The 22,981-nt window shown below is 25.7% G+C and carries 10 protein-coding genes, 1 pseudogene and 1 CRISPR repeat array; all 11 genes and pseudogenes read right to left on the reverse strand.

Annotation, left to right across the window (positions count from 1 at the left end):
- Positions 1-327 (reverse strand): annotated as a pseudogene (locus CLTEP_RS09715) (IS982 family transposase); the annotation flags it as partial.
- Between the two features lie 163 nt (positions 328-490).
- A CRISPR array of direct repeats spans positions 491-11,097; the repeat unit is 29 nt; unit sequence ATTTACATCTCACATAGTTAATATAAAAC.
- A 189-nt stretch (positions 11,098-11,286) separates the two neighbouring features.
- The gene (cas2, locus tag CLTEP_RS09720; RefSeq protein WP_066826175.1) at positions 11,287-11,550 is read right to left on the reverse strand and encodes a CRISPR-associated endonuclease Cas2; all 264 of its coding nucleotides are present in this window, start codon (positions 11,548-11,550) and stop codon (positions 11,287-11,289) included.
- A gap of 69 nt (positions 11,551-11,619) precedes the next feature.
- Positions 11,620-12,600, reverse strand: coding sequence for a type I-B CRISPR-associated endonuclease Cas1b (cas1b, locus tag CLTEP_RS09725; RefSeq protein ID WP_066826177.1), 981 nt, complete (start codon positions 12,598-12,600; stop codon positions 11,620-11,622).
- Positions 12,600-13,121 carry a CRISPR-associated protein Cas4 gene (gene cas4, locus CLTEP_RS09730; protein WP_066826179.1) on the reverse strand — a complete coding sequence of 174 codons (522 nt, stop codon included), beginning with the start codon at positions 13,119-13,121 and terminating at the stop codon, positions 12,600-12,602. Before cas4 ends, cas1b begins: the two co-directional genes overlap by 1 nt.
- A gap of 141 nt (positions 13,122-13,262) precedes the next feature.
- Positions 13,263-15,641 (reverse strand): CRISPR-associated helicase/endonuclease Cas3, encoded by a 2,379-nt coding sequence (locus tag CLTEP_RS09735; protein WP_066826181.1) that lies wholly within the window; start codon positions 15,639-15,641, stop codon positions 13,263-13,265.
- 15 nt (positions 15,642-15,656) lie between these two features.
- Complete coding sequence (gene cas5, locus CLTEP_RS09740) at positions 15,657-16,502, reverse strand: CRISPR-associated protein Cas5 (protein ID WP_066826184.1); 846 nt, start codon at positions 16,500-16,502, stop codon at positions 15,657-15,659.
- A complete protein-coding gene (cas7i, locus tag CLTEP_RS09745; RefSeq protein WP_242863904.1) occupies positions 16,486-17,547 on the reverse strand; it encodes a type I-B CRISPR-associated protein Cas7/Cst2/DevR in 1,062 nt (353 codons plus the stop codon). Before cas7i ends, cas5 begins: the two co-directional genes overlap by 17 nt.
- 2 nt (positions 17,548-17,549) lie before the next feature.
- A complete protein-coding gene (locus CLTEP_RS09750) occupies positions 17,550-19,022 on the reverse strand; it encodes a hypothetical protein (protein ID WP_066826187.1) in 1,473 nt (490 codons plus the stop codon).
- A 6-nt stretch (positions 19,023-19,028) separates the two neighbouring features.
- Positions 19,029-19,763, reverse strand: coding sequence for a CRISPR-associated endoribonuclease Cas6 (cas6, locus tag CLTEP_RS09755; RefSeq protein WP_066826190.1), 735 nt, complete (start codon positions 19,761-19,763; stop codon positions 19,029-19,031).
- A gap of 135 nt (positions 19,764-19,898) precedes the next feature.
- On the reverse strand, positions 19,899-20,099 hold the full coding sequence (locus CLTEP_RS09760; RefSeq protein WP_066826192.1) for an HTH domain-containing protein: 201 nt from the start codon (positions 20,097-20,099) through the stop codon (positions 19,899-19,901).
- A gap of 407 nt (positions 20,100-20,506) precedes the next feature.
- On the reverse strand, positions 20,507-22,840 hold the full coding sequence (locus CLTEP_RS09765) for a CRISPR-associated helicase/endonuclease Cas3 (RefSeq protein WP_066826194.1): 2,334 nt from the start codon (positions 22,838-22,840) through the stop codon (positions 20,507-20,509).
- Positions 22,841-22,981: the final 141 nt, after the last annotated feature.

The following is a 22,981-nucleotide window of genomic DNA, read 5'->3' on the forward strand; positions in this document are numbered from 1 at the left end:
GTTACGGATTTGTTCCATAACTTTAAACAGTGATTTTCTAATTCTATGAAATCTTGTTCTTGTACAGAACTTAGGGAATAAATCTATTAAATTTTTTGAACAGAATCCAAACCAAGCTTTCTCAGAATCAATAGTTAAGAGTTCACCTACTATGGAAATTGTGATTATTTCGCTATCGCTCATAATGGCTTTATCAATATTTCTACGAAATTTAATATGTGCTGGAGTTATTTCATGGTAAATATCATCAATAATAACAAAAACAACAGTAATAAAATCTTTTAAATTGTTTATTGTTGTGATAGAATTTTTATTAAGCTCTAGCATATATGTTTCCCCCTATCTTTGACTAGTGGTGTTTTCATTGATAGGTTAACATAAATGCTGGAGTTTTTTTAGTTGTAATTATTGTTATAGATTTTAACTAGCACAACGGGTTAGTTAATATAAAACCTTATGTCCACCACTATTTGTATTAATAATTTTGTGTATTTACATCTCACATAGTTAATATAAAACGTCATGAGTTAGCTCATCATATTCAGTATCATCATTTATTTACATCTCACATAGTTAATATAAAACAGGATTCCGAAAATCCTGAAATGGATGTAAAACATCCAAATTTACATCTCACATAGTTAATATAAAACCTTTTGCAAAAGCTATATCAAATGAGTGTATGCCTAATTTACATCTCACATAGTTAATATAAAACAAAGACTAAATTAAATAGTTTAAATAGTATGCTAAAATTTACATCTCACATAGTTAATATAAAACTAGAGCCTATGTCATAACATGTTAAAGCTAATAGGTAATTTACATCTCACATAGTTAATATAAAACTACATCAATTTGTATCAGATATTGTTATAGAGCTACTATTTACATCTCACATAGTTAATATAAAACTATTCCCTTTGCCTCACTTTAAACCTAAAGATGGACATTTACATCTCACATAGTTAATATAAAACACTCAACAAGTTCTTTTGGTTCAATTTCCCCAAAAACATTTACATCTCACATAGTTAATATAAAACTTACTGTGTGGTTTAACAGTATAAAAGACCAATTAAAATTTACATCTCACATAGTTAATATAAAACTTGTAACTATGTCTATCATTTCATCTAATGTCCAACCCTATTTACATCTCACATAGTTAATATAAAACATGCAATTTACAGATAAAAACAATAAAAATAGTTTAATATTTACATCTCACATAGTTAATATAAAACAATTTTTAGAAAAGAGTGCGTAAGGAGGTGAGAAAGAATTTACATCTCACATAGTTAATATAAAACACCTAGAGGGTGTATTTTTTATGCCCTCTTTTTTAAAAAATTTACATCTCACATAGTTAATATAAAACTCATTTCGAAATGGCAAAAGGTACATCTGCACAGAATATTTACATCTCACATAGTTAATATAAAACCAACTGCCCGCCCTTCTGTCTTCGACAAGTAAATCCAATTTACATCTCACATAGTTAATATAAAACTTTTTCTACGTCTTCAAGCAATCCAACTAATTCAATATTTACATCTCACATAGTTAATATAAAACTAAACATACTTTCCAATGTCCTGCATAACAAAACTTGTATTTACATCTCACATAGTTAATATAAAACAATTGATGTTAAAGATGATTGCATAGTTTGCTGCAAATTTACATCTCACATAGTTAATATAAAACTAGCAACCAACCAAGCCTCCAAAATAGCAATAATTTGATTTACATCTCACATAGTTAATATAAAACTTTAGTGTAACAAGCAATTTTGTTACTATATCGACAATTTACATCTCACATAGTTAATATAAAACACCGAAGAATTTCAGGCTATGAATATAAAACATCCTAATTTACATCTCACATAGTTAATATAAAACGGGTTTGGGGGGCTAGTCCCCCAAGGTTTTATTGCGTGATTTACATCTCACATAGTTAATATAAAACATCTTAACAATCAATTTTTTTTGTATATGGTAATCTTATTTACATCTCACATAGTTAATATAAAACCTGATTCACCTTGTCTTTGTTATTCGCTTTCTCACGAATTTACATCTCACATAGTTAATATAAAACTATTCTATAATGTTGACATGTTCTATTTCATGCTTAGATTTACATCTCACATAGTTAATATAAAACTTGAGTATTCAAAGAGAGGGTGATTATATGATTATAGAATTTACATCTCACATAGTTAATATAAAACTTAACTTTTGGTTGAATTTTAGAAAATATTTTTGCGATTTACATCTCACATAGTTAATATAAAACCTTTTGAACCAAGCAGGTATCACATATCATGTTTTATTTACATCTCACATAGTTAATATAAAACCTTGAGCATTGATTAGAAATAACAAGAGCTCCTATAAAATTTACATCTCACATAGTTAATATAAAACAGATTAGCAGGAATAATATATTCCAGTTTAACAAAATTTACATCTCACATAGTTAATATAAAACATGTTGGGTGAATATTCTTCATTGAATCTTGCCTTCCATATTTACATCTCACATAGTTAATATAAAACACGTTATGTATTATGAATAAAGATGATTTTTTAAACAATTTACATCTCACATAGTTAATATAAAACTGTTTAAAAACTGTTACTAACAAAGAAAAGAAAATGAATTTACATCTCACATAGTTAATATAAAACTGAAATTGATGCTTATGATGAGGAATTAAAAAAGAAATTTACATCTCACATAGTTAATATAAAACTGAAATTGATGCTTATGATGAGGAATTAAAAAAGAAATTTACATCTCACATAGTTAATATAAAACTATATTTGTCCAATCCTACTCTAGTTATGCAGTCTAAATTTACATCTCACATAGTTAATATAAAACGGATGATGAAAAGGTTCGGAAGATTGTTCCGACCCTATTTACATCTCACATAGTTAATATAAAACACAGGTTCTAGTGAAATAAAGCTACGAGGAAATATGCGTATTTACATCTCACATAGTTAATATAAAACAAAAGCTAGTTGATACAATTCTTGAAGAAAGAAAAAAATTTACATCTCACATAGTTAATATAAAACCCGGCAACTCTTTTTTGTCCCTATTATCATTATGCAATATTTACATCTCACATAGTTAATATAAAACGTATAACACTAAGAATATAAAATGTCAACTTTAAATATTTACATCTCACATAGTTAATATAAAACGATTCTATTGAATTTCAAATGTCCTATTGTTTACGTATTTACATCTCACATAGTTAATATAAAACTTTTACGAATGGTTCCTGGGAACCTACTAAACAAGTATTTACATCTCACATAGTTAATATAAAACTAACTCTAACAATAGTAAGACAACCAAACAATGTAAGATTTACATCTCACATAGTTAATATAAAACTCTACAACCTCTCATCATCTCGTTTAACAATTGCCAATTTACATCTCACATAGTTAATATAAAACGTTATTTGCAAAGTGAACAAGAAATACATAAAATTAATTTACATCTCACATAGTTAATATAAAACAACAAGATTTCACAGAAGAGTTTTATACTCCTTTTGATTTACATCTCACATAGTTAATATAAAACTTTACCAGTCGGTATCACAATTATGGGTACTATGATATTTACATCTCACATAGTTAATATAAAACCGCTGAGCATCTCCTGCTTTTTGTATAAAATATGAAATTTACATCTCACATAGTTAATATAAAACTGAAATGGTTAGAATAGAGTTTAATCCATCGAAAGTATTTACATCTCACATAGTTAATATAAAACTAAATATTTCCAAATTCCTCACATTCACCAACTTTCGAATTTACATCTCACATAGTTAATATAAAACTACACTAACTTTTGGTCATCGAGTTGTCTTTAGGGATTTACATCTCACATAGTTAATATAAAACTGACTTCTTGCTTTTACGTTCAAGTTCTTCAATCTTTATTTACATCTCACATAGTTAATATAAAACTCTTAGCCGAGGTGCTAATGTCCGGGACCCTTTGGGATTTACATCTCACATAGTTAATATAAAACTTAATTTGTCTATGTCTGTTAATGACTTATAATCCATATTTACATCTCACATAGTTAATATAAAACATGTCAGAAGAAGATTTAAGAAGTTGTTTAATTGTAAATTTACATCTCACATAGTTAATATAAAACTTGTGTAGCGCTTAATACCCCTGTCATTTTTCCGCATTTACATCTCACATAGTTAATATAAAACCTGGAGAAAAATTAAATGAAGCATATTCACGTTATAGATTTACATCTCACATAGTTAATATAAAACAATAAGGAATTAAAAGGTACAGGATTTAAAAAACCAAATTTACATCTCACATAGTTAATATAAAACTTGTTATTCAATCATATTTTGCAGTACTATACCCCATATTTACATCTCACATAGTTAATATAAAACTTTATTATTTCATTTACCAGCTCCTTTATTTTTATTGATTTACATCTCACATAGTTAATATAAAACTATAAATGCTAAAAATAATTTATATATTCAACACAAATTTACATCTCACATAGTTAATATAAAACGGAAATTTCGAGAGAGAAAACACATGCTGAACCATAATTTACATCTCACATAGTTAATATAAAACTTAGAGCCTATGTCATAACATGTTAAAGCTAATAGATAATTTACATCTCACATAGTTAATATAAAACCAGAATAAAAGATGTAAATGGTAACTATATAGAAGAATTTACATCTCACATAGTTAATATAAAACGTAGCTGTGGTCTGTTTGTATCTTTCCCACTCTGTTTGTATTTACATCTCACATAGTTAATATAAAACATATGAAGAATTGTTTAAAATAGCTAGTAAATTAAGATTTACATCTCACATAGTTAATATAAAACTTGAAGCAGAGGAAGTAGAAGAAGATGAAGAACCTAATTTACATCTCACATAGTTAATATAAAACGGGCAGTTGCATAGTAATATGCATCTAAAAATATTATTTACATCTCACATAGTTAATATAAAACAATACCTGTACGTGATATTAATGGATGTATGGAAATATTTACATCTCACATAGTTAATATAAAACAGCAGTATTAATTAATCAATACGATAGTTATAAAAAAATTTACATCTCACATAGTTAATATAAAACGAGTTGCCTGGCGGCAAAGTTGTATACGTTGTTGCCCATTTACATCTCACATAGTTAATATAAAACAGAACCTATCTTCTCCCTTACTTGATTGATAAAAATAAATTTACATCTCACATAGTTAATATAAAACGGAAACCTGTTATTAAGTTATATAAAAGAAAATATGATTTACATCTCACATAGTTAATATAAAACTTAAAGACTATTTTATAGTAGGGATAAATACTCCTGATTTACATCTCACATAGTTAATATAAAACTGTGCCACCTTATTTAACCTTTTATAATAAATTTGAATTTACATCTCACATAGTTAATATAAAACGCTCAATGATATTATCATGTCAAATATATAAAAGAGGATTTACATCTCACATAGTTAATATAAAACAGGAATTTAGACAGGATATTGCTGATGCTTTATTAAAATTTACATCTCACATAGTTAATATAAAACAAACAACTTTCTTTTGTGGCTTTAATTCAAGCAGAATTTACATCTCACATAGTTAATATAAAACACTTATGAGTCTATTAATAAAGTTAAAACATACAAGAATTTACATCTCACATAGTTAATATAAAACAGAGATATCGCAGCAGAGAAAACAACGTAAAATGCATTTACATCTCACATAGTTAATATAAAACCCAAACAATTTGGAGTAAATATTGAATTAATTTATAATTTACATCTCACATAGTTAATATAAAACTAATTTTCAAATAATTTGGAAAACAATTACGCGTTTAATTTACATCTCACATAGTTAATATAAAACTAAATCCTGTCAAAGAATTAAAAGCACATATTATACAATTTACATCTCACATAGTTAATATAAAACGTTTTTGTTTGTTTTTAATTCTATCTTGTTTGCTTTATTTACATCTCACATAGTTAATATAAAACAATAAAAAAGAAAGTCCTTCTGATAATCCTAAAAAAATTTACATCTCACATAGTTAATATAAAACATTAGTTAAAATGGCAAGTAATGAAGGAGATTTAATAGATTTACATCTCACATAGTTAATATAAAACCTATTTCCTTAGTTCCTACTTCTGTATCTGAATCTGATTTACATCTCACATAGTTAATATAAAACTTACACTCATCTACTTCTCCTACTATGGCTGTCATGTATTTACATCTCACATAGTTAATATAAAACTAGAAGTATCCAGGGAACGTACCCATGCTGAACCATAATTTACATCTCACATAGTTAATATAAAACGGAGTACAGATACACAAGTTAATAAATATATATTAATTTACATCTCACATAGTTAATATAAAACTTAAAATGCAATACAGAACAATCTGACGCAATATAGATTTACATCTCACATAGTTAATATAAAACAAATCCTGTCAAAGAATTAAAAGCACATATTATACAATTTACATCTCACATAGTTAATATAAAACTAAAAGATATTAAACTTTTAAAAATAAACAAAAGAAATTTACATCTCACATAGTTAATATAAAACCATTCCATGTGTTAAAATCCAAATCAGCTTCAATTAAATTTACATCTCACATAGTTAATATAAAACTTTATAATCTCTTAATCTTTTGTCATGCACAAACATATTTACATCTCACATAGTTAATATAAAACTTTAAAAGATTTTCTTTTAAGTACAAAATATTTTAATATTTACATCTCACATAGTTAATATAAAACCAAAGAATTTAAATATGTTTGAAGAAAATTGTTATATATTTACATCTCACATAGTTAATATAAAACTACATTTGTATGGAATAATAGGAATTGTGGGACTTTAATTTACATCTCACATAGTTAATATAAAACATAAAAACCTTGATGATGATTTACCTGAAAGTTTAATTTACATCTCACATAGTTAATATAAAACAAAATATTAAAAAGCAACAAAAAGAAAACGAAATTAAATTTACATCTCACATAGTTAATATAAAACTAGCTGTCCCACCAAAAGTATTTAACTTTTCACCTTTATTTACATCTCACATAGTTAATATAAAACTTTAGAGGTCAGTTTGCTAATGCTTTGCTTTGTCTAGATTTACATCTCACATAGTTAATATAAAACGTTACAGGTATTTTAGATAAAACAATGACAGGATTAAATTTACATCTCACATAGTTAATATAAAACCAAATGGGCGTAAGATGTTTGTACAAACAGATGAACTTATTTACATCTCACATAGTTAATATAAAACAGTTCTGTAATAAACAAACCTGCCTAATTCTGTCATATTTACATCTCACATAGTTAATATAAAACTAAGAAAACATGAATTGTGGTTGAATAATAAAAAAGAATTTACATCTCACATAGTTAATATAAAACTATTGGTATGTTATTTGTAAAATAAAAAAAGAAAGGATTTACATCTCACATAGTTAATATAAAACTTGGCAACTACTTTCAATTTAATATAAAAGGTTCTAACATTTACATCTCACATAGTTAATATAAAACGTGATTTTGGTTGGTTGTATGGTATGGTTTTAGCAGAATTTACATCTCACATAGTTAATATAAAACAAATAGCGTATGATTTATTATGTCAGGCAAATACAAAATTTACATCTCACATAGTTAATATAAAACGTCAAGTGGTTTTGATATAGAAACAAAAAATCATACATTTACATCTCACATAGTTAATATAAAACGTTATCTTCATTATATAGTACAAAAAGGGGATAGCGAATTTACATCTCACATAGTTAATATAAAACTTTAAAACTCTTGCTTCGTTTTTAGGCATTATAATTATATTTACATCTCACATAGTTAATATAAAACTTATTTTTAGATATTAAGGAGGAATTATTATGAATGAATTTACATCTCACATAGTTAATATAAAACTCCATCAGGTCTTTTAAATTTTGCAAATTCTGCACAAATTTACATCTCACATAGTTAATATAAAACATGGAACCGGTGAAGCAAACACTATATTTTCAACTTTATTTACATCTCACATAGTTAATATAAAACACCGAAGAGTTCCAGGCAATGGATATAAAACATCCAAATTTACATCTCACATAGTTAATATAAAACTAGACAAGGGAAGAATAATTTAAAGCCCTGTAAACAAATTTACATCTCACATAGTTAATATAAAACGGATATTAAACGTACTTATCAAAGACATACCGAGAGTATTTACATCTCACATAGTTAATATAAAACTTTTATAAATTAATATAAGGAGTTGATTATTATGTATGTATTTACATCTCACATAGTTAATATAAAACTTGTTTTCAATGAAGGGAATAAAAAGAGAGTCCACATATTTACATCTCACATAGTTAATATAAAACAGGAGTTATGAATCAATCAAAAGAAAGGCTTTTAGACATTTACATCTCACATAGTTAATATAAAACGCATACTATATTAAAAGGATATATAAAAGATAAAAATTTACATCTCACATAGTTAATATAAAACTCGCCCATTTTTCAATAAATTTTATTTCTTCTTCAAAATTTACATCTCACATAGTTAATATAAAACTTTTGACACACAACAAAAAATTGTGTGTCAAAAAAGTAATTTACATCTCACATAGTTAATATAAAACATATCAATGATGATATAATTTTGTTTCAATCTGATTTATTTACATCTCACATAGTTAATATAAAACGGAGTAGGAATTGTAGATACAGAAATAACTGATTATAATTTACATCTCACATAGTTAATATAAAACTATTATGTATACTAACAAAATTACATAATAATAATTAATTTACATCTCACATAGTTAATATAAAACTTAAATACCAAACAACGTATAAAGAATCACGTGGCTAATTTACATCTCACATAGTTAATATAAAACAGAAAAACGTACTATATTAAAAGATTTAGATTTGAGATTTACATCTCACATAGTTAATATAAAACAAAATAGTTGAAGTTAAAAATTTCAATGAAAATAGAATTTACATCTCACATAGTTAATATAAAACAAGCTGTTCAACAAATTACCAAAGAGGATTTAAGGAAATTTACATCTCACATAGTTAATATAAAACGTCAATAGGGGAGAGTTTAAATAAATGTGTAGTAGATTTACATCTCACATAGTTAATATAAAACTTACTTATAATAGGAGTAAGGCTTATTTAATTTTAATTTACATCTCACATAGTTAATATAAAACGGGTGTATGAGTGTAAGGCAGAAGATTTTGTGGTGTAATTTACATCTCACATAGTTAATATAAAACTCCAAAGGTTGATACAGAACCAAAAGATTCAAAAGGATTTACATCTCACATAGTTAATATAAAACTAAAATAAATAATTAAAAGTTTTTTAAAATTATTTAAATTTACATCTCACATAGTTAATATAAAACAAATTTTTCCAAATTCCTCACATTCACCAACTTTTGAATTTACATCTCACATAGTTAATATAAAACAGAAAATGCACAGAAAAGAAAAGAAGAACGCAAGGAAAATTTACATCTCACATAGTTAATATAAAACTATATCCTGATTTTAATATTAAAAAGTCATTCAAACATTTACATCTCACATAGTTAATATAAAACTTATTGAGAAATTTATTGAAAGAAGGTTGATAAAAATTTACATCTCACATAGTTAATATAAAACCCATAGACGCAAATAACTGTATTCCGGGGACTCAAATTTACATCTCACATAGTTAATATAAAACGGAGTTTGACGACTTAATTGATTTAAGAAGTTTAATATTTACATCTCACATAGTTAATATAAAACATAAATTCATTACGACTTGAGCCGTAATGCAATAAATGATTTACATCTCACATAGTTAATATAAAACTCGAGCCTGATGATATAGAGATTTATAACAATGTAAATTTACATCTCACATAGTTAATATAAAACCTAAAATGATGGAGAGTTTAACTGAAGAAGTTCTTATTTACATCTCACATAGTTAATATAAAACCACCACCCTTATCACGACACGTTAGTGCCAACAAGTAATTTACATCTCACATAGTTAATATAAAACTAAGGTAATGAAGATAGTTTGTAAAGAGATTCCGAAATTTACATCTCACATAGTTAATATAAAACGTATGTGAAACACAATATTACGGTGTAGATTCTCAAATATTTACATCTCACATAGTTAATATAAAACATACAAATGATAATGACTTTAATCAAAGATTACTGTAATTTACATCTCACATAGTTAATATAAAACTTTGTTAGATTTCTATAATCAAGTATTTGAAGATGAATTTACATCTCACATAGTTAATATAAAACTTCGAACCTATTTGATAACTTACACATGCTAACAAGTAATTTACATCTCACATAGTTAATATAAAACTTACATATGAGAATATAGCTAGGAGGAGTGATTATAAATTTACATCTCACATAGTTAATATAAAACTGTTTGATAAGATAGTCAAGTTTTTAAGTACATATAAATTTACATCTCACATAGTTAATATAAAACTATGTATGGTTGAAATATCTACTTAGAGAAGGTAGATAATTTACATCTCACATAGTTAATATAAAACAAAGTATAGATGGAGATGAGCATTTAAATGGATATACATTTACATCTCACATAGTTAATATAAAACTCTTAGTTCCACCACAGGGTTGGGATAAAGAACGTAATTTACATCTCACATAGTTAATATAAAACCAGAGTATAAAGGACAAGATGATATTCAACCTACAATTTACATCTCACATAGTTAATATAAAACCTTAATGAAGAAATTAAATTTAGATGTATTTACGTTTATTTACATCTCACATAGTTAATATAAAACAAAATAATATAGAAGTTCTTACGGATAAATGTATAAAATTTACATCTCACATAGTTAATATAAAACCCTAAAAAATAAACTCTTCAGATCCGTTGATATTACTAATGTTTAGCGGATTATTGAAATTGCTAAATAGTGCAATTTTGCAGCAAACCATCAGTAGTGTTCTGCTAATTATTTATATTTTGATTGAAATCATAGACATATCAATGTCTTTGATTATTTAGAATATATGTTTGCTTCACTGCAGTTTCTTTACAGAAAAAGTTCATCAAAACTCTTTTCTATTCCAATAACATCTTTCTTGATATTTTTAGATATCTTTACTCTATATACGTAAATTGAATCCGTTTTCTTATCTACAAGCTTATCAATCTCAGATAAGCACTTGTGTAATTTTCCTTCAGTTATTTCTCCTTCAAAAACAGAATTTTGAGTCCACGTTAAATATTTTTTCAATAGTTTTCTGACCCTATTTATTCTTTTTTCTTCAATATCATAAGTTAATATCACAAACATATCATCAGCTCCATTATATCATAAATTTTATTGCATAAACCAATAAAAACATTTTATACCAATAACCATTTACCACCAAGCTTTTAAAGGTTTATACCGCTCATCACCAATAAAATGCTTAATTAATTTGTAGCACTCTAATCTTATGAACATTCTATAAGATACCTTTCTTTTTAATGTTCTATGTTTTATGGTAACAGCCAATTTTCTCTCGTAATCAGCAATAAACTTTTTTCTTCCATTTTCGTTGAGAAAACAAATCCCCTCCTCAATGTCAAAATCTTTAACTGTTATCCTTCTATTATTAATCAAACTAAATATAATTGGATCTATTATTAATGGTTTGAATATTTCTGCTATATCCAAACTTAAAGAAAATCTTTTTGTAGATGGTTCATGTAAAAAACTTATTGTTGGATCAAGCTGAGTTTTATATATTTCACCTAATACAGTTGTATACATTAAACTATTTCCAAATGAAATTAAAGCATTAATAGGATCCGTAGGTGGCCTTTTCTCCCTTTTATTAAATTCAAATCCATTTCTTAAAATAACATTAAATGCCTCATAATATATCTTTCTCATTCTTCCTTCTGCACCCATTAATTCATCAACAAAATTAGCATTTATTATTTTTTCTCTTTCTATCTCTATCCTCTTTATAAATTCTTCAGTTTCTTTATAATTTCTCATATTCCTTATGATATGATGAACTGCACTGTCTATAAAACATTTTGCTAGGTATAATCTCTTATCGTTATAGTTATAATGTTTAGCTTGATTAACTAATAGATATCCTGAAACATTCTTCTTTCTTGGATAATATGTCCCTGAATAATAACCATAATAATTATAGAAGTTTAATAAAAGACCATATTGCGTCAAATAATTTATAAGTTTTGTATTTAAATCAACTTCTCCAAAAATATGAATTTTAGCAGTTTGTTCTATGGGCAATGACCTCTTATCTCCTTCTGCAGTAATAAAATATACTGTATTATCTTTTCTTTTTAATCTACCGTTGCTAAAAATATAATAATCTCTTTCCATTATTCATCATCTTCCTTTGCAAAGCAAAATTGATAATAAGCACATTTTTTACAATATGGCAATCGTTCGAATTTAGGTGGTTTATTTTCACTAGTAATCCGTTTTATATCGACTAAAGTATCAATAATCTTTTTTTCTATTTCTGGAGAAAGTTCGATTTCTTCAATTTTCTTTTCTTTTACATAATTTATAGTTCCTTTTTTGTTTATACCTATTTGTTTTAAATAAAATAAATAATAATAAAGTTGCATTCTATCTGGTTCAGTAAGTTTGCTACTTATTTTAACCTCTCTCACATAATCTTTATCCAAAATATCTAGTTTTAATATTTCATCAATAAGAATTTCTTTTCTTTTTTTTCTTTGATATGCATCCTCGTGTACTATTTTACCACTAAGAACTCTATCACTATTTTGCTCCATAGTAATACCTTTCGAAAATAACCATAACTTCCTTTTGCAAACATAGTAATAGTTTACTTTAACTCCTTGAGTTTTGAATTTATCAATTTGAAATTCCATAATATCACCTTTACTTACTGCTGTAAAATATTGTGAGTTTAATGTATAACTAAAATACCTATGAAACTAATCAAAAATCCACCTTTATAGCATTCAAAATAGTATAAAGGTGAATAAAAATAATAACCTTATATATCGACCTTATATAAACATGTTTTCAATAATCTTATCTTCAATGCTCTTTTTATCCTTTATTTGTAGCCCTTTTTCATTGTCATAAGTACAATATCCTTTACTTACAATAGTATTTCCCTCATCAATATATAACGCATTATATTTTTTCAATTTCCTATAATATCCTTCAGATATCTGAATAGATTTAAATTGATATTCTTTAAATTTAGCATTTTCAATCTGTAATTTTTCAAAATCTTCTTCTAAAATTATCTTAGCATTAATATTAGTATCTCTAAATAATTTACTGGCTTCTTTTTTATTATCAACAATATTTAAATAAGGTTCATAATTAAACATTATATTTTCACCATTTAATTCTGCTGTATTTAATCCAAAAATATTCTTTATACATATTTCAGCAATCCCAAATTCATCCTCATAGTATTTTTTTATATCTTTCAAATCATAATACCTCTGTAATAATTCTTTTCTATCTTTCATCGACATTATAGTTTTATTACTTTGCTTCAATAATTTTAAAGCTGATTTTTTTAATATCTCCGGATATACATCTTTCTCTGCCTCATTGATTATATAAAATCTTCCATAATCTAATGTATCATGCCTATTACACCTTCCCATCCTTTGTATAATTGATTCTATTGGCGCATTGTCACTAATAACTACTTGAAAATCAAGATCTAATGATATTTCAACAGATTGTGTTGATATCCATATATCACCTTTTTGTTTTAATATATCTTGATATTTTTGCTTTTTATCTTCAAATTTAAATCTGCTGTGCAATAAATATATTTCTTTTTGCTCTTTATAATATTCATTTAAAAAATCAAATATTTCTATTGCTCTATCCACTGTATTTCTAACAATTAATACTTTATTATTTTCCTTTAATGCTTTATCAACTACATCAATTAAATTCTTTTCCGAATTTTTAATTATCTCTAACTGAATTTTTCTATTCTCCTCAACTTGCTCATTTCTATTTGATTCAATAAAATCTATATTACATTTATTAATTTTATCCTTATATGCTTGTGGAAGTGTAGCTGTCATTAAGTGAAATTTAGTATTTAAATATTTATTTGCAAATTCAATAAAGTAAATTAGTATTAAAAACATTCTCGGATGTAATAAATGAATCTCATCCACAGTAATATAAGAATCATATATACTTGCAAAAACCTTTTCATATCCAGGATACTTAAACATAGACAATAATATTTGATCTACAGTCGCAATAATATATGGTTTAGCAAAATTTCTAGATAATATTTTATCTCTTAATGTTATTGTTACCCCTTCACTATTAACCTTAGAATTTTCATCTTCAACATAAAGAGAAATATCACCATGTAGAATTCCTATATTATCTACTCCTAAAATTTCTTCAGCATCATTATAAAAGCTTTCTGCTGAAATCTTATTAGGCACTAAAAATATCTTTCTCTTTCCTGTCCATCTATAATCGGCTACAGTTTTACCACTTCCAGTAAATGCTTCAGTCAATACATTTTTGCCCATATTTTCTCTTAACTTTTCTTGCATAGGTCTAAATTTAATATCACTTTTATTTGTTTTTTTCTTTATATTTTCAATTAATTTTTTATCAACTTCAACTTCATCAAGTGGAAGAAAATAATTTATATCTTTTAATTGAGTTGAAGCTAAATGATCTATTAAATTTAAAAAACCTTTAAGAACGATATATAAATACTGTAAATCTCTATTATTTTTAAAATCTTCATTCAACTGATACATAAATTCATAATCTAAAAAATCCTCATTAAAAACAATTTCTATATTTAGTTCATTTTTAATAAACTCTTCTACTTCTTTGTAATTATATTTATCAGAAAGGAAAATACCTTGTTCTATATCAGTTAATACAGCTTTTTCTATTTTGCCATTAGATATTTCTAGATACTGCTCATAACTACCATGATGCAGCAATATAGCTTTATATAAAATCGCCCTTAGAATTTCATCAATATTAAGTTTTTCAAAAATCTTTTTTAAAAATGCACCTGTTAAAAGATTATGTCTTGCATCCTTGATACTCTTATATGCTTTCCACAGTTCATCTAATTCCTTACTTTCATCACATGCACTTCTTAATTCATCTATTTTATTAGCAATTTCTATCTTCTTCTGAAATTCAATATTCATTTTACCAAGATCATGAAGCAAACATATAATTTTAAGTAATTTTCCAAATTCTATTTGCACTGTATTCGATACTTTTTGGTTTATTGTATTGAAACTGATCTTTGATATTATAATATCAAAGATTTGAAGCAAATCTTCAGTATGTTCTATCAAAGTTTCTTTTTTAATATTCTGTCTTTTATTATTCGATTTCGCTAATATAATTTTTTTCATTTATTCACCTTCTTTCTATAACCATGTGAATAGAATATTTTCATCATTTCCATTTTTATCTTTTTTTCTAAATATATTAGTTTCTATATCTGGTATATAACATCCCTCATCATTTAAATATACATAATGCCCGTATTCTATTACTCTATCTTGTTTCTCTGCATTAAAATCTTTATATTTTTTAGGCAATGAGTACAGTACCCCTTGTTGCATAATATATCTTGAACTATCTGATTTAATATTAACCGGTACATAAGTATTTTTAAATATTAAATCATTTTTAATTGCCTCTTTTTTATTTTCAATATACACTGTATCAATCTCTACTTCTTTAACAAAACTATCACCTTTTTGAGATGGCATAATAAAATCTTCTTTTCTACCTAAACTCAAGTATTTTGATGGAGTTTCTAAAGAATTCTTAACTAATTCATTGTCCTCTGTACTCAAAAATATTTTTAATTCCACTTCCTGTAAAGTTTCAAAATGCATTATTCTGTTTCCATAGCTTTTCTTATGATAATTATAAAATTGAGCCACCTCAAACATTTTAAAACCTTTTTCCTTATTAATCTTTTTTGATTGTTTAGTCAATAAATTTTGATAATCGCTAAAAAACTTCCCATATTCGCCTCGTACAAATTCATTAATCTTATTTTTGTATTTTCCTACAATTCCAATTTTATACTTTGACTTTAATTTTCTATCTGTTAAATAGGAAATCATACCTGCTACAGTAGTAACAGGCGGTAAATTTAATGTAGGAATATAGTCATTCTGCATAACCTTTGGCTCTCTATAATGTGCAAAAGGCTGCTTGATATCTAACAACAATACCTTCTCTTTACTTATCTTTATCATTAGGAGTATCCCCTTCCCCTACTTTTAAGTACCACTTATCATCTTCTCCAACAAATAATTTTTCGCCTAACTCCCGAAGTAACTTTGCAGGATATCCTTCTAAAATCTTATTTTCTTCGTCATAAATTTTTGCATTTCTAAATCCTGTATTCATTCTTCCGCTATAAACTGCTATATAATTATCTTTATCCAAATTATAACTTTCTATAGTTTCTAACACATTATCCAGTATCAATACATTATGTTTATCCATTTCAATGTCATTCCAAAAATACGGTATTACACTTTCAAATGCTCCACCAAACACTGCTAAAGGCTTTAAATGCACTGTTTGATGTTTAATTGTTCTTGTTAAATTAACAATTACATCTAAAATATCTCTAAGTGCCTTTTCTCTTAATTTCTTATCCATGTATATTCTCTCATCAGGAGCTAGATATTTTCCATCCTTAACTTCCAATACCCCTAATCTATCTAATTCGATTGTAATTGTATAAACGTAATAATCTCCAAAAATTTCTTCACTAGCCAAGGCTTGAGTTTGTGGAAATTTATCTTCTGGATATTTTTCATTCTCCTTAGTATAATAATTTCTTCTAAAATCTTTATTCAAAAAACCTTTATTAGTTATAAGCTGAGTATCATTTTTGTAGATGTGTACTGATTTAGGCGGTATTATTCTTAAAGGTGAAGTTTTACTTAACTGTTTATCGGGAACTAAAAAACCAAATACATCTGTTTCCAATCCATTTTCCTCTGAACATTCTATATTATCTATGCAAGGATATATATTAGTGACCTTACCCTTTTTATTAGTATTTAAAATTATTCCACTTAAATTCCAACCTCTCTCACCTAACTGTTTTCTTATTTCGTAAGTCATAGTACCTACACTTGTAATAGCATGCGGTCCATCACTCATGTAACACTTTTTTATAGGCGTATAATTACCGAACCCCTGATCATTAGAAAGTGCAACGGAACTTTCTGTTAATATTGTAACTGTAACTGACTTTACTACTTTTTGTTTTATCTTCTCATCCATATTTATTCATCCTCCTCTTTATTAGAACTTAAAAATTTCTCCAAAAATTTTCCAATGCAATAATGTAGTTCATCCTCATCACCATAAATTATTACATCTGCAAAATTATCTGGAATACTTGTTTGATTTACAGTTATTAAGTGTAATATATTTTGAAATAACCCTTGCCTATTATCCGATTTTAGCATTTCAATTACTTTAAAAGCTATTGCACGTTTATTTTCTGATTTCTTAATTTTCGCCCCCAAAATAATACCTAATTTTTCAAAATTTTTGTCCTCCACCTCTAAGTCCTCCTTTCTTAGTTCACATATAATTTCTAAATAATTTTTAATATTATTAACCGTTTTCCAAGTATCTAAAGATCTCTTTCCATCCTTATCATTAATAACAATTAATTCATTTAGTAAGAAACTCTTCAGTGCTGCGTAATTATTATTTTTAATTATTTTTTTTCCTAAAGCTATCTTCACATAAGTATCTTTAGAAAAATTATATTTATCTATTACATCGCTTAATTTAATCATCTTTAATATAGCTCTAAATTCTAAAATACTGTTTAGATTAATTAAAACTCCTTTATTCACATCTGTTGAAATATCATATATTCTAACTCTAGTATTTTTAAATTTACTTAATTTTTTATAAAAACCTTTTTCATTAAACTCCCTAGATTTTAACATTAATTTATAATTTATAAACTTCATACTACCTAAATCATCTGTATAAGCTAAAATAGTTGGTCTTTCTATGCTCAAGTACAGTAAAAACATTAAATTAAAAAATTCACATATAAAGCATACTGATGGGTTTTCAGCAGCATAGTTTGTAAATGTATTTTTTTCCGAACCCATAAATAAATAATTATATTTAGAACTTTTTCTTAACTTTTTCTCATCTTTATGAGTTATATCATATTTTGTAGTCAAATACGTATGACATACTATACACTTTTTTTCTAATGCTTCATATTCTTTTAAAATGTTTTTTTGTTCTTCATCATCCTTTGAATTAAGTTCTTGTACAATATAAATTAATTTTTTAATATTTTTATGGAAATTTATTTCACCTTTAGAATTATATCCATACTTAGCACTATTCCTTATATAAGGAAAATATTTTGAATTGAATTTTTTTTCAATACTTTCTTTCATTTTTTCACTAAGTATATCAATTTCATTAATTTTAGATAAGAAATTATCATTTTTAATTCCCTCTAAGAATTCAATGTCATACTTTTTTTTCTTCAATTCTTCTTTAATGCCATCAACAAACACTCGGAAAATCTTTTCTTTCAATAAATAATTTAGAAATTCATCTTTATTAAAATCTTTCACTTCAAGATAATTATTTTCCAAACAAACTTTCATATTAGAATTAATATTCATTTCTTCCAAAATACTGCTGAAATATATCAATCCTAAATCTCTAATTATTTCACCTGTTCTATAAAAAATTAAATTTGCTATGGCCATCACCTCCTATCCTACAACTTCAATCATTCCAAAGCCTTGATTTCGCCTAAATCCTAACCCAAGTGCATATATATCCCTAAGATCAATCATATCACCTTCAAGAACAAATCTTCCAACACAACTATTTACATAATAAAAAGATTTATTGGTATTTTGTGTAAACTTTCTTATCTCTTCTTTTACAACTCTTTTTTTCATATATAAAGGTTTAAACCGTAATTCTTTCTTCAAGCCGTAACCCCTAAAATTTTCAAGAGTTTTATCAACTATATAATTAAGTTCTTTAACAAATTTTTTATCATTAAAATCTAATGAATTATTATTTTTGTCCTTAATATATATAGGAGATAATGTAGTAAATTCTACATTATCTTTATTTATCTCCTTTTCTTTAACTAAATCAATTCCTATTCTATTAATAATAAAACCCTTATATTCAAATCCTTTTATCTTTAATAATCCATTATAAAGTTTTATCATAAATTCATAATCACCCGAACTTATGTTAATAATAACTCTGTCATAAATTGTAAATATATTCACTTCTTTTTTGTAATCTTTTATAAAAACAGAAAAACAAAAATTTTTTGTTGCCTTATTTGTTTTTCCCTCTTTATAGTTATATATTTTACTAAAATACTCTTCATCACTTCTCATTAATGCCTCCTTAATAAGACTTACAACAAGCATTTGATAAGCTAGAGGAAATTTATCAGTACTATATTCACATTTTAATCTCAATTACATCACCTCCTACTTCTAATTATAATTCATATTACGGACATATATTGGCATATATAAAATTATTTATAAAAATCCATCATTAAATCACCTTTCTTTTTTTATTAATCATAGTAATTTTTTAATTTCAATACATTATTTTAAAATATAATACCCTCCATTTCTCCCAACTTTAGTAATAATATTAATTTTTAAACCTTTTATGTAATTCTTATAACGTCTAACTGTTCTATCATCCACATCTAATTCTTTTGCTAATTCACTACTCGTCATTAAATCATTTTCATTAAGCAGATTAATCATTCTTAAAATATTATTATGCATTTTTAAGTTCATTCTTTCACCTCCTCAAATTTATTCCTTATTTGCATTCATATCTACTAGTTATGGTATTAATTTTACTACATATTTTAAATTAAACAAGGACAAAACAAAAAAAAATCAGAATTTCTCCGATTTTTTTCAAAAATTATATTTATTTTTCCCCACATAGTTAATATAAAATTTTTAACATTTTTATTCATCTCTACAAGTTAATTTACATCCAACATAAGTAATATAAACTCATCTACCATTTTAATATAAACTAAATTTATATGAATGTAAACATAAATATATTTTTAAATTTATATCTCACATAATGACTATAACATCAACAATAGCTACCACAAAACAACAGAATATCACTGCTTATATAATTTATATAATTTATATAAAAGAAAATTTACCATAGTATCACCATCTTAAATAAATTGAAAATCTTCATCAAACACACTTTCTGTATTAACTTTACCTAGTCCCTTTTCATAAGTATAATCAATTTTTACAATAGGAATATTATTAAACTTATCAAGTTCTATAACATCATATACCTTGTTGTTTCTTTTAGCTGTTTCAAACATATATCCAGGTATATCTACTGTATAATCTTTTATGTTATACTTTTCTTTCTGTATATTAACGTATAAGTCTTGTAACTTTTTCTTATCCTTTTCCTCTTTCATCTGAGCTCTATATTTACTTATCTTACTCAAAGACGAATTAATTATTTCATTCTCCTCTTCTGAATCATAAACACATTTAGGTATGATTAGATATGTCGTAATATTTCTAAGCCTTGCTTCATTTTTTTGCAACTCATATTCTTTAATATTTTTAGTCCATAAAAGAGCCTCCTTCATTTTCTTATAATAAGCAGAATCCTTTAAATTCTTCTCAGTATATACCATTTCTACAAACTGCATTTTTTTCTCTTCATCAAGTTTTTCTCCATTTATACTCTTTACTGCTTCTTTGGAATATTTAAAAATATCTATATCAACTATACTTCTGTCATCATTTCTTATTCCAGAAGTAGGTTTATCTTTCCCTATATAAATATAAATATTTGGATTATCGCTATCTAAATCTCTTCCTCTATAAATTCTACCCATTCTCTGAAGCAGTCCTGATATCTCCGAAAGTTCAGTATACAATACGTCAAAATCTATATCTAAACTTGCCTCAACAACTTGTGTAGTCACCCATATTCCTTTATTACTACATTCTCTCTGTCCCATTTCAAATATTAAATTTTCTTTCAAGCTTCTATCCTTCTTTATAAATCTACTGTGAAACATATTTATAGGAATATTAAGCTCTGCTTTCATTAAATCATCATAAATCTTTTGAGCTTGTTTTACTGTGTTTACTATAACAAGAACCTTCTTATCTTTATAATTATCTTTGATATGATCAATATTAATGTAATCTTCTATAACCTCTATTTTATGTCTTAATTGAGGTTCCCCTTTGGAATTCTTTTTATAAAAAGTCTTAGGTTCTTTAAATGGAATATTTTCTTTTCTCATAAAATCCAAAATAATATTAGGTAGCGTTGCTGTAAGTATTGAAAATTTCCCACCCGCTTCTGATATATACTTTAGTGCTGCAATTAAATAGCCTAACATATCAGGAGAATACATCTGAATTTCATCAATAACTAACTTGGAATAAGCTAATGTAGCAAGTTTTAATTCATATCCCTCGTATTTAAATACGAAATCCAAAAGCTGGTCAAGTGTACATATTGTTAAAGGCATAGAAAACTGCTTAGTTTTCTCATAATAATCCATATCTATAATTTGATTGTCATCGCCTTTATCCTCACTATTACCTCTTTTCAAATACTCTCTAAAGGTATCAGAGTGAAGTAATGCAGTATTCTCAAATCCAATCTTCTTTTTATCCCTTACCCTGTCATATATTGCGTTTATTGACACTCTTAAAGGAAGAGTGAAAAATCCTTTATTATTTCCAATCCATATGAGCGCTGCTTCAGTTTTCCCAATACCTGTAGAAGCTCGTATTATATTATTTTCTTCTAAATTATTCTTCATATATTCTTGAAGTTCATTTAGTTTAAATCCTCTACTCTCCACAGAATAAATCGTTTTTTCATATAAATCTTTATTTTCTTCCTCTACATTGATATGTGCACTTCCAGCATAATCAAGTCTGTTTAATATTCCTTTTGTTATCACATATTCATAATAACTATCATTATTTTTGTCGTCACTCCTTGCAAACCTATTCTTTTCATCTACATATTTAAGATAACTTTTATATAATTTCTCATCTTTATCAACTTCCAAACCATCAAAATATTCCCAATGTTTTTTCAAATCTTTTTCTATTACATTTTCTATAAGTGTAAAGTCATGTATCTTTTCTCTATTATGATGATAATAAATACTTTGATATAAAACTTTTAATTTATCTTTATTTGATTTATACTTCCTCTTTAATTTTTTTAAAGGTAAAAATGCTGGACTCAAATATCCATGAGGTATTTCTTTGAATCCTTTAAGGTCATCTTCAATTGCTCCCTCTCCTAATTTCTTTAATAGTTTATTTTGAAATTTTGAATTCATTTTTCCAAGATCATGATACAAACAAGCTAATCTTAATAGTTCCCAATCAAGATAAGGAATATTAGGATATAATTCTTTTAAAACTTCCATTCTATCTATTAAACATTGAGTATGTTCTGCTATTGTTTCCCTTGGATGTGTTTTTGCTAAAAATTTATTTTTCATTATTCATCCCTCTCTTTTATAAAAAAAATAGGGTTAATTTACCCTATCTTTTATAACTTTTAATCACTTGAAAATAATTAATAAATCAAATAGCCAAATAGATTAACTAGTTAGCAATTTGAATGTGCCTCAGCTGCATTT

Source organism: Clostridium tepidiprofundi DSM 19306, from assembly GCF_001594005.1.
Classification (GTDB): Bacteria; Bacillota; Clostridia; order Clostridiales; family Clostridiaceae; genus Clostridium_AC; species Clostridium_AC tepidiprofundi.